Source organism: Dasania sp. GY-MA-18, assembly GCF_024734385.1.
Classification (GTDB): domain Bacteria; phylum Pseudomonadota; class Gammaproteobacteria; order Pseudomonadales; family Dasaniaceae; genus Dasania; species Dasania phycosphaerae.
Genome location: NZ_JANHAP010000007.1, coordinates 229049 through 242417, shown reverse-complemented (window position 1 = coordinate 242417; position 13369 = coordinate 229049). Strand labels below are relative to the sequence as shown.

At 47.5% G+C, this 13369-nt stretch carries 12 protein-coding genes; 6 read left to right on the top strand and 6 right to left on the bottom strand.

Annotation, left to right across the window (positions count from 1 at the left end):
- Nucleotides 1-182: 182 nt before the first annotated feature.
- Nucleotides 183-785 carry a peroxiredoxin gene (locus NO559_RS10390; protein ID WP_258331760.1) on the bottom strand — a complete coding sequence of 201 codons (603 nt, stop codon included), beginning with the start codon at nt 783-785 and terminating at the stop codon, nt 183-185.
- A 458-nt stretch (nt 786-1243) separates the two neighbouring features.
- Here NO559_RS10390 and NO559_RS10385 point away from each other — a divergent pair, with 458 nt between their 5' ends.
- The 3 genes from NO559_RS10385 to rnk all read left to right on the top strand — a co-directional run bounded on the left by NO559_RS10385 (nt 1244) and on the right by rnk (nt 2767).
- On the top strand, nt 1244-1447 hold the full coding sequence (locus NO559_RS10385; RefSeq protein WP_258331759.1) for a bacterioferritin-associated ferredoxin: 204 nt from the start codon (nt 1244-1246) through the stop codon (nt 1445-1447).
- A 154-nt stretch (nt 1448-1601) separates the two neighbouring features.
- The gene (gene bfr, locus NO559_RS10380) at nt 1602-2072 is read left to right on the top strand and encodes a bacterioferritin (RefSeq protein ID WP_258331758.1); all 471 of its coding nucleotides are present in this window, start codon (nt 1602-1604) and stop codon (nt 2070-2072) included.
- Nucleotides 2073-2353: 281 nt separating this feature from the next.
- Entirely contained in the window at nt 2354-2767 is a 414-nt protein-coding gene (gene rnk / locus NO559_RS10375; protein ID WP_258331757.1) for a nucleoside diphosphate kinase regulator, read from the top strand.
- Between the two features lie 94 nt (nt 2768-2861).
- On the opposite strand, the gene NO559_RS10370 is transcribed toward rnk, so the two are convergent.
- From NO559_RS10370 to NO559_RS10355, 4 genes are all read right to left on the bottom strand, one after another.
- Nucleotides 2862-4247, bottom strand: a complete 1386-nt coding sequence (locus NO559_RS10370; RefSeq protein ID WP_258331756.1) for an aminotransferase — start codon at nt 4245-4247, stop codon at nt 2862-2864.
- Nucleotides 4248-4299: 52 nt separating this feature from the next.
- Complete coding sequence (locus tag NO559_RS10365; RefSeq protein ID WP_258331755.1) at nt 4300-5010, bottom strand: type 1 glutamine amidotransferase; 711 nt, start codon at nt 5008-5010, stop codon at nt 4300-4302.
- Between the two features lie 147 nt (nt 5011-5157).
- Entirely contained in the window at nt 5158-6417 is a 1260-nt protein-coding gene (locus tag NO559_RS10360) for an aromatic ring-hydroxylating dioxygenase subunit alpha (RefSeq protein WP_258331754.1), read from the bottom strand.
- A 125-nt stretch (nt 6418-6542) separates the two neighbouring features.
- A complete protein-coding gene (locus NO559_RS10355) occupies nt 6543-7592 on the bottom strand; it encodes an AraC family transcriptional regulator (RefSeq protein WP_258331753.1) in 1050 nt (349 codons plus the stop codon).
- Nucleotides 7593-7712: 120 nt separating this feature from the next.
- Between NO559_RS10355 and NO559_RS10350 the strand changes: the two genes are divergently transcribed.
- From NO559_RS10350 to NO559_RS10340, 3 genes are read left to right on the top strand one after another with little or no spacing between them, the layout of a single operon-like run.
- Complete coding sequence (locus NO559_RS10350; protein WP_258331752.1) at nt 7713-9329, top strand: NAD(P)/FAD-dependent oxidoreductase; 1617 nt, start codon at nt 7713-7715, stop codon at nt 9327-9329.
- On the top strand, nt 9322-10872 hold the full coding sequence (locus tag NO559_RS10345) for an NAD(P)/FAD-dependent oxidoreductase (protein WP_258331751.1): 1551 nt from the start codon (nt 9322-9324) through the stop codon (nt 10870-10872). Before NO559_RS10350 ends, NO559_RS10345 begins: the two co-directional genes overlap by 8 nt.
- Nucleotides 10873-10874: 2 nt before the next feature.
- The gene (locus tag NO559_RS10340; protein WP_258331750.1) at nt 10875-12098 is read left to right on the top strand and encodes an aminomethyltransferase family protein; all 1224 of its coding nucleotides are present in this window, start codon (nt 10875-10877) and stop codon (nt 12096-12098) included.
- A 120-nt stretch (nt 12099-12218) separates the two neighbouring features.
- On the opposite strand, the gene NO559_RS10335 is transcribed toward NO559_RS10340, so the two are convergent.
- Entirely contained in the window at nt 12219-13361 is a 1143-nt protein-coding gene (locus NO559_RS10335; RefSeq protein ID WP_258331749.1) for a P1 family peptidase, read from the bottom strand.
- Nucleotides 13362-13369 lie beyond the last annotated feature (8 nt).

Here is a 13369-nt window from a genome sequence, read left to right as displayed (position 1 = left end):
AACGCTTGGTGCAGTCCTACATTAATGACTTTTATAACACGTGGCGAGTACATGGCACCTTGAATCAGGTGCCAATGCTCTGCTATAAAGCTGCAATCTAAGTGTCCGTTTTATGTGGGTCACATCACTTTTCTTACAGCTTACAACTTGCAGCTTGCAGCTTGCAGCTTGCAGCTTTTTACTTAAAGCTTATCAGCATTCTCGCTTAGGTAAGCGGCAACACCTTCAGGTGATGCATCCATACCCTTGTCGCCTTTGTTCCAACCAGCTGGGCAAACTTCGCCATGCTCTTCGTGGAATTGTAGGGCTTCGATAACACGGATAAAGTCGTCAAAGTTACGGCCTAAAGGTAGGTCGTTAACAGTTTGTGAACGCACTATGCCTTCTTTATCGATAATAAACGCACCGCGGAATGCAACGCCATCAACCGACTCAACATCGTAAGCGCGACAGATATCATGGTTAATATCGGCTGCCAAGGTGTAGCCTACAGGGCCTATGCCGCCTTTGTTGATAGGCGTGTTGCGCCAGGCGTTGTGAGTGAAGTGCGAGTCTATAGATACACCAATAACCTCTACACCCAGCTCTTTAAACTTGGCCATGCGGTGGTCTACCGCTAATAGCTCTGAAGGGCACACAAAAGTGAAGTCTAAGGGGTAGAAAAACACCAAGCCTATCTTGCCTTTGATGGTTTCAGTTAGGTTAAAACCATCAACTATCTCGCCATTACCTAAAACAGCGCTGCAAGTAAAATCCGGTGCGGGTTTGCCAACGAGTACACTCATTGTTCGAGCCTCCAAAAAGTTATGTTTACATTATTTGCGGTTATTCCTGCCCTTTAAGGCCACCCTTAAAAAGCCCCTGAATAACCGTAACAGCCTTTCATTACGCTACAGTGACTATAGCGGCTAGTTTGCACCCAGCAATAGCGGCTTACGCCACTGCCAAGCCTAGCTAAGGGCTTGTGATAGTACACAGCCCGCCCGCCCAAGCCCACCCATTTTTTTAAATCGACTTAATAGTTTAAAACTATCAATACGCCTGCCACACCTAGCGTTTACTTATTAACCAAATAAAGCACTTAATGATATTGACAACGATTCTCATTTAGATTAACTTTAGCACATTGCCGGCTACCCTGCCCCAGCAGCGCTTAGTAGCCACTGTGGGCAATGCACCGTTAGCCAGCCATGGTGAGCGCACATTACAGACGCTAGTTACAGACCGTTAGAGAGACACGCACATGTATATTTGCCTTTGCAAATCCGTTACCGACAGCCAAATACGCGAAGCCGTGGCCAATGGCGGCAAAAGCTTTGGCCAAGTTCGCAAAGAGTTAAATCTGGCCTCGCAGTGTGGCAAGTGTGGCATTATCGCCCGTGAAATTTTTAACGAAAGCCTACAAAACCAAGTAGACAACGAGCAGTTGTTTTACGCGGTAAGCTAAGCCTTATACAGACTTAAAACAAATGCGATGTATTCGCATTTTTATTGTTAATTATTAAACGGTAAACCTCCCAATCTCTGTTTGACAGAGCCGTACTTTCCGCGCAGACTTTTACTGATATTTTTATCACTTTATCAGCCAACAGGATGCGACCATGAAAGGCGACCCCAAAGTCATTACGTTTCTTAATAAAGCTCTAGGTAACGAGCTAGTTGCCATTAACCAGTACTTTTTACACTCGCGCATGTACAAGGATTGGGGCTTAAAAGAGCTGGCCGACCATGAATACGAAGAGTCTATAGACGAAATGAAACACGCCGATCTGCTTATCGAGCGTATTTTATTTTTAGAGGGGCTGCCCAACCTACAAGACTTAGGCAAACTCTTTATAGGCGAAAACACCAAAGAAATGCTGGAATGCGATTTAAAACTGGAATTAAAAGCCATACCCGACTTACGCGATGGCATAGAATACTGCGAATCCATTAGGGACTATGTTAGCCGCGACCTGCTGCAAGACATACTGGAATCGGAAGAAGAGCACGTAGACTGGCTGGAAACTCAGCTGAGCCTTATCGACAAGGTTGGTATAGAAAATTACCAACAAAGCATGATCAATAAATAAGCAAGCTGCACCCTATAAAAAAATACCGGGCTAGCCCGGTATTTTTTTGCCTGGCGGTTTACCTCACAGCCGCCATAGCCAATTGCCGACGTAATAATTGAATTTGAAATCATCTTAATAAACAGCAACTAACATGCTACATTCGCTACTTAATTTGTAGCCTGTCGCTAATATAGCCCAGTTCTGTTTTAGCCTCAGCTACAGCTCACGGTTAACTGGCTAAGCCACTATAACCATATAAGCTTGGGTGATTAACAACCACCACATTGAGTAGGAACATCATGGACACCAAACCTAAAATCACTGTTTCATCTTTAGACCTATCACGTTTAGAAAAAATGATAGACAACATGAAGCAAGACACCGCCCCAGGCATTGATGATTTAGTCGACGAGTTGGCACGCGCCGAAATCCTTGCCCCAGAGGACATGCCTAGCAACATAGTCACTATGAACTCTACCGTTAGATTTAAAGTGGCGTCGTCTAACAAAGAGTTTTCGCTGACTCTGGTTTACCCGCAAGACAGTGATGGCCAACAGGGTAAAATCTCAATACTCGCCCCAGTAGGCAGCGCCCTGTTAGGTTTAGCTGAAGGCGATCAAATACAATGGCCCAAGCCAGGCGGCGGCCAACTGCAAGTGGAAATTATTGAAGTGCTCTACCAGCCCGAACGCGCCGGTGAAATGCATTTATAAATGTGTATAGCCAATTTGGGCGATAAAAAATGCCGGCACTTAATAAAGTACCGGCAGATCTTAATCGTAAAACTATACCCTCAAGCACTAGCGCTTAATCCACCCAAATACCCTGCTCGCGCAAATCATTTAAAGTTAGCTCTAAGGCCTTGCGCATAGCTAACACCAAATCATCCACCTGTGCCTTGGTTAAGATTAACGGCGGCGACATAATGCAAACATTAATAAAAGGCCGCACTAACAAGCCAAACTGGTGGCAGTAATCATCCACCATAGCGCCTATGGCATAATCTTTTGCTAATAAATCTTCACGGCTGCCGGTGTGACCTTGCAAGGTCATTTCTACTGCGGCCATCATGCCTATGCCGCGCACATCACCGACTAAAGGTATATCTTTTAAAGTGCGTAATTGCTCTTGAAAATACGGGCCAACTTCATGCACATTATCAAGAATTTTTTCATTCTCAATAATATCCCAGCTGGCTAATGCCGCGGCACAGGGCACAGGTGCGCCAGACCAGGTATAACCATTAGAATAAATACGCCCCTTGGCATTGTCGCCACTGATTGCCTCCATAAATTTATCCGAAACGGCATAGCCTCCTAAGGGTACATAGCCGGAGGTAATACCCTTGGCAAACGTAATAATATCTGGGCTGGTATTAAATACTTTCTCTGAGGCAAACCAATGGCCCAAGCGGCCAAAGGCGGTAACCACTTCATCGGCAATATAATAAATGCCATGCTTTTGTACGGTTTCACAACAGCGACGATTATAATCGGCCGGAGGCACCACCACGCCACCCGAACCCAATACCGGCTCGGCTATCATGCACATCACGTTCTCAGGGCCTAGCTCGGCGATTTTGTCTTCTAACTCTTGGATTAGAAAATCACAAAAGTCTGCTTCCGAATCAAAATCGGGGTGGTGATATTGGCAGGGCACACTTAAAAAATGCACATAATCTTGATACACATCCATGGCAGATTTATCGCGCTCTTTACCCGTGACCGAGGCACCTAAAAATGTGCTGCCATGATAGGCTTTCTCGCGGGTAAGAATATGCTTACGCTGTGGCTGGCCTTTAATATTATTAGCCAACTGGCATAAACGTAAGGCCGAATCTACCGCTGTAGAGCCACCGGTAGTAAAAAAGATGCGGTTTAAATCTCCGGGTGTTTGTGAGGCTATACGTTGTGCTAATTCTGCCTCCACAGGGTTAGTCACGGTAAACGAGGTCGCATAGCCCAGCTCCATCACCTGCTTTGCTATGGCATCGGCAATTTCTTTACGGCCATAGCCGGTTTGCATACACCACATACCGGCAGGGCCATCCAGTAACTTATTACCCTCTTCATCGTAAATATAAGCACCTTCGCCTTTTACTATTACCGAGATGGATTCATCTTCGCCTAACTCGGGCAGGTTACCCCAGGGGTGTAATAAATGTTTGTTAAATAAATCTCTATTTTTACTCATCACTGTTCTCACTAATGTTTAATTTGTTGGGTGTAAGACTGCAAGCGCTGCATCAGTAAGATTTTAAAGACTGTATCCAGCGGCTATAAAGTTGCTCGGCCACAATATTAATCTCCGCGATCTTAGTGCTTAAATCCGCTTTTATTTGCATGATATTTTGCTCACTATCACTCACGTTAACCAAGCCTTCAGGCCAAGAGTCTACCCACGACACCACTAAAGGCGCTGTCATCTCTACATGACATTGCATAGCCAATACATTATCACGGTAAACATAAGCCTGATTGCGACAATGTGGCGTAGCAAAAATATGGGTAGCTTGCTCAGGTATAGAAAAGGTTTCGTAATGCCAGTGAAACATTTGGAAATTATCTAAATCGCCTAACCACTCTTTAGCAATGGCGTTATCCTGTGTTTGGCACCTATGCCAGCCCACTTCGGCAACAGGGCTTTTACTAATACTTTGACCTAAAACTTTACTAATTAGCTGCCCTCCCAAACAATGCCCTAATAGTGGCACATCCGCAGCCAGTGCCTGCTCAATTAAGCGCAGCTCTTGTTTTATCCAGGGCAAGTCATCATTGGCACTCATTATACCGCCCATAAATACCAGGCCTGCCATGCTGTCGTCTAATTGCGGTATCAGCTCGTTGTTATAACTGCGTATGACTCTATAGGGAATATTGTTGGCCGCGAGAAAATCGGCAATATAACCGGGGTGCTCGTCATTCATATGCAAAAAAATAAGTACTTCTTTTTTCAAAACTTACCTCAATAATGACTTTTAACTAATAGGCTGATTACAGCCTAGCTGTTGCGTATTTTTTCACAAGCATTTTCCGCCAGCTTTACTGGCCTGTAATAGCAAAGCCCGCGCAAAGGCGGGCTTAAAATTGATACTGCTAATAACTTACGCTGATTGATGCAGGGTTGTTAAATACCAGTCAATAAATTCTATGCAGGGTTCTTCAAACTCGGGGTGATAAGGCCCTGGTTCAAAGAAGTGTGAGTTCACCCCCTCGCTGTTGCGCGTAATAATATACTCGTCTTCCAGGGTGGTGTGATGCCACAGGTAAGTGACCTCATCTTTATCGTAGTCTTTGCCCTCTACGGCATCACCTTTCACAAACCAAACTACCTCTAAATCGGTTTGGGTTAAGCCACGGGGAGTAAAACGATACAACACACAGTGATCGGGATAATTCAACATAAAGCACAGCGGCCCCATTTGAAAATCACCGGCGCCGCCATCGTAGCCTTTAAAGCTGCCCATTAAGGGTGCCACGGGCTGGCCATCGCGACTGCCGGTTTTAAAATCATCATATAGAGCGTAACGGCTGTGATAAACGTCAGCGCCAAAACCGTTGGCATAATTACAGGCTTCATAAAAATCTACCGTTAAGCCGGGTAAGCCTGTCATTGCTTCTGAGCGCGCATGCATGGCCTCGTTAATAGGCGCTGATTTTTCTTCTAAATCCTTTAAGCTGTGTAGCTTGGCATATTGCCTGTGGGAGGTCGCACAGTGATAACACTCTTGATAGTTTTCTATTGCCAGCTTCCAATTAGCATCAATTTTATAGGTGTGGCTGTGAGCGATTTTAGCGTTAGGTAAATCGTAGGCCGATAGCGGCACCCGCAGTTTTTCTAAAGGCGCTTTAAAGTCGGCGGCATTGGGGTCGGTGTTAACAAAAATCAGGCCTTCAAAAATTTCCAGCCTCGCTTTTTTAAGGCCGTAATCTTTAGGGTCAAAGCCTTCTTTCATTTCCATGGCTCTAGCCATTTTTAGAGAACCGTCGGTGTTAAATACCCAGCCGTGATAGGGGCAAACAAAAGTTTTACGGTTGCCGCTGTGCTCTTCACAAACGCGAGCACCACGGTGACGGCAAATGTTCATGAGTGCCTGCACTTCACCATTTTGGTCGCGGCTGATAATGATGGAGTCTTCCGCCAACTCAAATAAAAAGTAATCACCATTATTGGGGATTTGGCTGATATGCCCGGCATAGAGCCAGCTTTTAAACAATATGTTTTCCAGCTCAGCCTGGTAGGTCACATGCGAGCGATAAAAATACGGGTTGATAGCAAAGCCTTTCTTTTTTAATTGCTCGGCTACCATGGCCTTCATTTTATCTTTGGAATCGGTTACATCAGTCGCTATAAATTTCATCATCACTCACCTTAGTTAAACGGCTGCTATTAGCTCTTTATATCTGGTGAAAAACTATACTACAGCAATTTAAATACGTATATAGTTTTCTGTACGATCATTTAATGCCAGTTATCACAATACTGTTTCTAACGCCCGCGGTAGGCAGCTGGCGACATCCCCGACCAGCGCTTAAAGGCTGTGCGAAAACTGCGCACATCAGCGTAACCTAATGTTTTTCCTATAATTTCTACTGTTAAATTGGTAGAGCTAAGGTAGCGTTTGGCCGAGCTATAGCGCGCCTCATCAATCAAGCCTCTAAAGGATAGCCCCTGAGCCTGCAGATGCCGCCGCAGGGTGCGAGAGGATTGATGAAAGTACTGGGCTGTTTCATCCAGGCTGGGTACACCTTGCTCATAGCCATCTATATAGGCCTTAATTGCCGCTACCAGCCCCCTATCCTGGCGTAGGCTAATCAGTGTCTCAGCGCATAAATCCTTTAATAGGCTAGCGTGCTCGGGCTGGGCATGCGGCAGCCGCCGCGCCAATAGGGCTTTGCTCAGGTAGAGGCTATTTTTGGGCTGAGAAAAATCTACCGGGCACTGGAACAATTCTTCATAGGGCTGGCTATCGGGCACTGGGCAAGGGTGGCTGTAGGTCACCCGGTTAAAGCTAACCCGCTCGGCCACCAACTCATTAAACACTGTTTGCAAAGAGGCAAAGGTGCTCTCTACCTCTAATACCGACGTGCGCTCGTCGGAGGGCGTGGGATGTATGGTCAGGCACAGGCAGGCCTCGCCACGGTAGCTTTCCTGAGTCAACACACTGTGCGCAGCCCAGCTCACCAAGGGAGCAAACTCTACCATTAGCTGCAAGGCGTCGCGCAAAGTGGGTGAAGCCACCATGGCATAACCCAAAATACCGTAATTAGGCAGGCCCAGCTTTACCCCTGTTCTATGCGCTAACAAGGGGTTGGTATTAAGGCTAGCAATACGCTTATACAGCGCCAGCTCCTGTTCTAGGGTCAGCCTTAAAGAGGGATTCTCCAAGGCTCTGGCACTTACTCCGGTATCTTCTAGTATCAACTCTAAGGGCACGGCTTGCTGCTGCACCAGTTCGGCAATAAGTAGCTGAATTTCATGACTGTGCAGTAGTTGTTTTTGCTCAGTCACGGCGGGTTGTGGTTTGGAGCGGGTCATTTTCGGCCTCCTTTATGTCCCTTTATATCCCCTCATTGTCCACTATGCGCTCTGCATAAGCCAGATTTGATTGCGTATGCTTTGCTCAAACATCAAACAAGAAGAGGAAGATCACATCCCATGGCTAAAAAATATGATGCCATTGTTATTGGAGCTGGCCACAACGGCCTAACCAATGCCGCGTATCTCGCCAAGTCTGGCTTGAACGTGTTGGTGGTAGAAAAAAATGACTATATAGGCGGCGCCGCGGTAAGCCGCGAGCTACACCCGGGCTGGATTTATTCAAACTGCTCCTATGTGTGTAGCCTGCTGCGCCAATCCATACACCGCGACTTGGATTTAACCCGCCACGGCTTAATGGTAGTGCCCTATTCCGGCAATACCAACTTTGCCCGCAACGGTGATTACATAGCCGAGTATCACGATCACGCCATGATGTACCGTGAGTACGCGCGTCACTCTAAGCGCGACGCCGATGCTTCCAATCGTTTTTATTCCGACTTGATGCGCTACGCAAAGTTTATTCGCCACTTTATGTTGCGCACCCCAGCCGACCCTACGTCTTTTAAGCCGCGCGACATCAGCGAAATGGCCTTTATGGCGAAAAAGTTTTTAGACATGAGCGAAAAAGATATTTGCGAATTTATCCGCTTTATGACTATGAGCTGCGGTGACTTTTTGGATGAATACTTTGAAAACGAACTGATTAAAACCACCTTAGCCACCTCCAGCATTATCGGCACCGCACTGGGCGTGTACTCACCGGGCACCGCCTATGTATTACTGCACCATGTAATGGGTGACGTAGACGGCGCGGTAGGTGCATGGGGCTTGGCCCGTGGTGGTATGGGTGCTATCTCCAATGCCATCGCCAGCGCCCTTAAAGAGCACGGCGGTGAGATTATGACAAATGCGCCGGTGGATAAAATCATTGTTAAAAACAACAAAGCCCGCGGTGTCGCCTTAGAAAATGGCAACGAGATTTACGCAGACATAGTGGTTTCTAATCTTGATCCTAAACGTACCTTTACCAAGATTATGAACAGGGAAGACATACCCGAAGACCTGCACAAAAAAGCCACCAACTTTAAAATTCGCGGCTCATCAGGCAAGGTCAACATCGCCTTAAACGGCATGCCTGACTGGCCCTCTATGCCCAAAGATCATATGTTGCGCAACGGCTCTATGCAGTTTTTGGATACCCGCGACCGCATGGAAAAAGCCTACGATGATTGGAAGCACGGCCGCTGGTCGGAAGATCCCTTTATTGAAATGACCCAGTCTTCTATTTGGGACCCAACTCACGCCGCACCGGGTAACTATTTTGTTTCTTGTTTTATTCAATACTGCCCAGCAGAAATTGAAGGCGGTTGGACGCCAGAAAAACGCGAGGCCTTTGGTGAAACGGTGATAAACCAAATCAGCCAGTACAGCCCCAACTTCCGCGATTTTATTGTGCATAAAGAAGTACGCACCCCCTATGAAATTGAAAACGAAGTAGGGCTAACCGAAGGTAATATTTTCCAGGGCGAGCTCACCTTAGACCAGCTGATGTTTAACCGCCCCTTCCCAGGCTACTCACAGTACCGCGGCCCCGCCAAAGGTATGTATATGTGCGGTTCAGGTAGCCACCCCGGCGGCGGCGTATCCTCAGCCTGCGGCGCTAACGCGGCCCGTGAAATTTTACTGGATTTAAAACGCCCCAACACAGTTCCTAAGGACGACGTCGATGAATAATAAACATTATGACGCCATCATTATTGGTGGCGGCCACAACGGTCTCGCTTGCGCAGGCTACTTAGCCAAAGCGGGTAAAAAAGTTCTGGTATTAGAAGCCGCAGAGCAACTAGGCGGCTTAGGCGCCACTAGAGAGTTTGCCCCCGGCTTTAAAGCCTCGGTGGCACACACACTGCCGCAGCTCACCAACAAGTTAGTTAATGACTTACAGCTACGTAAACACGGCTTTGAACTAGCGGCTAACTCTTTAGCCACGGTGGCATTGTCACCGGCAGGCCAGCACATCACTATCGCCAATGGCGAGGTGCAAGGTGCCAGTGCAGCAGATGCCGAATCCTACCAAGCCTATAAGCGCTTACTAGGCCGCTTTGCCGATACCATGGATGCCACCTGGCATAAAACGCCACCGGTAATGACCGATGGCGGCTTTAAAGATGCATCCACGCTGGGCATGTTTGGCCTTAAAGTACGCAGCTTAGGTAAAACCGATATGCGCGAATTTATGCGTATGATTTTCCTACCCGCGCAAGACATGATGGATGAGTTTTTTGAAACCCCATTATTAAAAGCCGCCTTAAGCTGGGATTACAACGTGGGTAATAAGCTGGCACCGCGCTCGCCTAACAATGCCGTGCTTAACCAACTGTTAAAAATGTCTGGCGATATGTCTGGTAATGGCGAACTGCCTTTACCCAAAGGTGGCGTAGGCGGTTTAATTAACGCCTTAGCAAAATCTGCTAAAGCCTATGGCGCAGAAATACGCACAGGCAGCCCTGTGGCCAGCGTTATTGTTCAAGATATGCAGGCCACGGGTGTTAGTTTAGAAAATGGTGAAAGCATTTCTGCCAACCATATTATTTCTAACACTGATCCTAAAACCAGTTTCTTTAAGCTGCTAGGTGTTCAGCATTTAGATGTGGAGTTTACCCAACGCATCAACCGCCTGCGCATGAACGGCCTGGTGTCAAAAGTACATTTGGCCTTAAATGCTGAGCCTAAGTTTACTGGCCTAAACAAAGCCAATGGCCGCATAATTATTGCGCCGACTATGCAATACATAGAAAACGCGTTTGACCAGGCTAAGTACAAAGGCTTAGGCGAAGATTTAGCATTAGAAGTTATTGTGCCCTCACTGCACGATAACAGTTTGGCTGAGGCGGGTAAGCATGTAGTTTCTATACAAGTGCAATACACACCCTACGATATAGCAGGCGGTTGGGATGCCCATCGCAGCACACTGCTAGAAAACGTTATAAAAACCTTAGAGCAATACGCACCCGATATACGCTCACAAATTGTGGCCAGCGAATTACTCACCCCGGTAGATTTAGAACAGCAATTTCGCGTTACCGGCGGCCACTGGCACCACGGTGAGTTTGCGATTGATGCTTGGTGGATGAACCGCCCTGCTTACGGGGCCTCACAATATAAGTCGCCGGTTGCAGGCTTTTATAATTGCGGTGCTGGCTCCCATCCGGGTGGCGGCATCATGGGCGCAGCCGGTGCCAACGCTGCTAACTACATACTCAAAGAGGAGAAATAAGCATGCCTCTAACTATCGCAAATTTATTAAAGCCCGAGCAGATTGCTCACGTACCCAACGGTTCGCTGGGTTCGCCTTTTCACGAGCGCACATCGCCCTTAAACTTTAACCAGGCATGGGAGGAGTGGAATGGCTTTTTAGCCGCCAATTATTATAGGGACGAGCACTTAGAATACTTCTCTACCCGCAACACTTGCGGCGTGTTAGACGTATCGCCCATGAACAAGTATCGCTTTAAAGGCCCAGACGCCGAAGCCATGCTTAACCGCATGGTGACCCGCGATGTGACTAAGCACCCGGTTAATACAGTGCAATACAATATTTGGTGTACCGATGCTGGCCGCATCATTGATGACGGCACTATATTTCGCTTGTCACAGGATGAATTCATGCTCACCTGTGCCGAGCCGAATATGGATTGGTTTCAATTAGCCAAAGTCGGTTTCGACCATGTTGACATTACCGACATGAGCCACGAACTTGCGGCACTGGCTATACAAGGCCCCACCTCCTGCGCGCTATTAAAAGCCATGGGGTTTAAAGGCATTGAAAATGCCAAGCCTTTTGACATAGTCAAGTTCCCTTACCTGGATGGCGAAATCATGATTTCCCGCACTGGCTTTACCGGCGACCTGGGCTATGAATTATGGATAGACCCTAAAAATGCTATTGCCCTTTGGGATGATGTATTTAGTACCGGCAAAATCTTTGGCGTGCAGCCCTTAGGTTTAGAATCGCTGGAAAAAGCGCGCCTAGAAGCTGGCTTTTTAAGCCCTTACGTGGACTTTCACCCCGCCTTACACACCATGGATAAGGGCAACGATCACTCGCCTTTTGAAATGGCATTAAGCTGGATAGTGAATTTTAACAAAGGCCACTTCACCGGCAGGGCCGCTTTATTAAAAGAAAAACAAGCGGGTAAACATAGACGCTTATTAAAACTGGATATAGAAGGCAACAAAGCCGCCGAAAGCGCCATTTTATACCGCGATGCGGCCTGCCAAAAACAAATTGGCTATGTCACCTCGGCCATGTGGTCGCCGGTGGTTAAAGCCAATATCGCTTTGGGATTGGTAGAAGGGAAATATGCCGACGGCCCTATTTATGCCGAGGTGTATCACCAAAAAGAATTACGTTGGATACGTAAAGTGTGCAAATGCACTAAAAAAACAAAACCTTTTTGGGCCCCCGCTAGAGCCAAGCAAACGCCGCCTGCGGATACTTAAGCCAAACAGCAACAATGGTCACTCTTTGCCCGCATCAGTTTTACTATGCGGGCTTTTTTTGGTTTATCAATAACCATGATGCTAACCGGTAGCTGCAGGCCATTACCTACCGCATAGCACTTAACCATGGTATTGCTTTATTAAAGCGGCCAAAGCCTGGTGATCTATAGCTGGCAATATATAGCCTGCCGGTTTAACCACCGCCATAGTCTCAGCGGCAACCATGGCATTAATAATGGCCTCTTCTACTGCCTGTACTGCCGCTAAATATAAGCTATCTAAATATTCTTCATTGAGCACATCTAATTTAAAACTGGCCGGTTGCGGCTGGCCCTGCTTGGGCAGCTCTAAACCATTGGCTACGGAAAAGGCCAGCACCAAATCGCCAGAGTGATGGCCACCGGGTGAGCCAGTTCTGGCTATGCCCATAGCGCCGCGTTTAGCGAGTCGCTTAAGCTGCGATGAGGACAGCGGCGCATCGGTGGCGATATTGACAATAATAGATCCCTGCTCGTGGCCCATGACCTCACTTAGCCAGGCCCCCTCGGTTAAATGCTCACCTACCGGCACCCCAAATAAATTACACTCACTGCGCATACCAAAATTGGATTGCACCAATACCCCTACAGTGAATTGTTGCGCTGCCGCTTTAAAAACGCGCGAGCTGGTGCCAGTGCCGCCTTTAAACTCATAGGTTTGCATACCCGTGCCGCCGCCTACGTTACCTTCGGCTACTGGCCCGGTAGCGGCGCTGTTAAGCGCATCCATAACATGCTGCGCGTTAATATGCTGGCCGCAAATATCATTGGTGGGGCCATCATAGGTTTCAGCCACTACCGGCATGGCCCAGCCGTGACCAGCAATAAACATGTCGGGGTATTGCTGTATCATCCATTTGGTCGTGGCGTGATGCACCATGCCTACGCTGTGAGTATTAGTAATGCAAACCGGGCCAAAAAAATAACCGGCATCGTCTATCCAGTGGCTGCCGGTCATTTCACCATTACCGTTTAAATCAAAGGTGGCCGCCCATACCGGCTGGGGATTTTTTTCGCGGCCGCGGGGTAATATGGCAGTCACGCCGGTATTAATAGGCCCTACCCCCACCTCTAAATGCGGGTGAGATTTTTGTACCGTGGTAAAACCTACCTCTACCCCAGCCACATCGCTGATGGCATTGTAAGGCCCAGGTTGACCTTTAAAGGGTAGGCCCAAATCGCGGGCGCGTTTTTTTGCCTTCGTAGTTTGTTGCTTAACCGACATAGTTTGCT

What these genes read in the sequence shown, in the direction of transcription:
- NO559_RS10390 (WP_258331760.1), bottom strand. Translation starts at nt 785, where the DNA reads ATGAGTGTACTCGTTGGCAAACCCGCACCGGATTTTACTTGCAGCGCT.
- NO559_RS10385 (WP_258331759.1), top strand. Translation starts at nt 1,244, where the DNA reads ATGTATATTTGCCTTTGCAAATCCGTTACCGACAGCCAAATACGCGAA.
- bfr (WP_258331758.1), top strand. Translation starts at nt 1,602, where the DNA reads ATGAAAGGCGACCCCAAAGTCATTACGTTTCTTAATAAAGCTCTAGGT.
- rnk (WP_258331757.1), top strand. Translation starts at nt 2,354, where the DNA reads ATGGACACCAAACCTAAAATCACTGTTTCATCTTTAGACCTATCACGT.
- NO559_RS10370 (WP_258331756.1), bottom strand. Translation starts at nt 4,247, where the DNA reads ATGAGTAAAAATAGAGATTTATTTAACAAACATTTATTACACCCCTGG.
- NO559_RS10360 (WP_258331754.1), bottom strand. Translation starts at nt 6,417, where the DNA reads ATGATGAAATTTATAGCGACTGATGTAACCGATTCCAAAGATAAAATG.
- NO559_RS10355 (WP_258331753.1), bottom strand. Translation starts at nt 7,592, where the DNA reads ATGACCCGCTCCAAACCACAACCCGCCGTGACTGAGCAAAAACAACTA.
- NO559_RS10350 (WP_258331752.1), top strand. Translation starts at nt 7,713, where the DNA reads ATGGCTAAAAAATATGATGCCATTGTTATTGGAGCTGGCCACAACGGC.
- NO559_RS10345 (WP_258331751.1), top strand. Translation starts at nt 9,322, where the DNA reads ATGAATAATAAACATTATGACGCCATCATTATTGGTGGCGGCCACAAC.
- NO559_RS10340 (WP_258331750.1), top strand. Translation starts at nt 10,875, where the DNA reads ATGCCTCTAACTATCGCAAATTTATTAAAGCCCGAGCAGATTGCTCAC.
- NO559_RS10335 (WP_258331749.1), bottom strand. Translation starts at nt 13,361, where the DNA reads ATGTCGGTTAAGCAACAAACTACGAAGGCAAAAAAACGCGCCCGCGAT.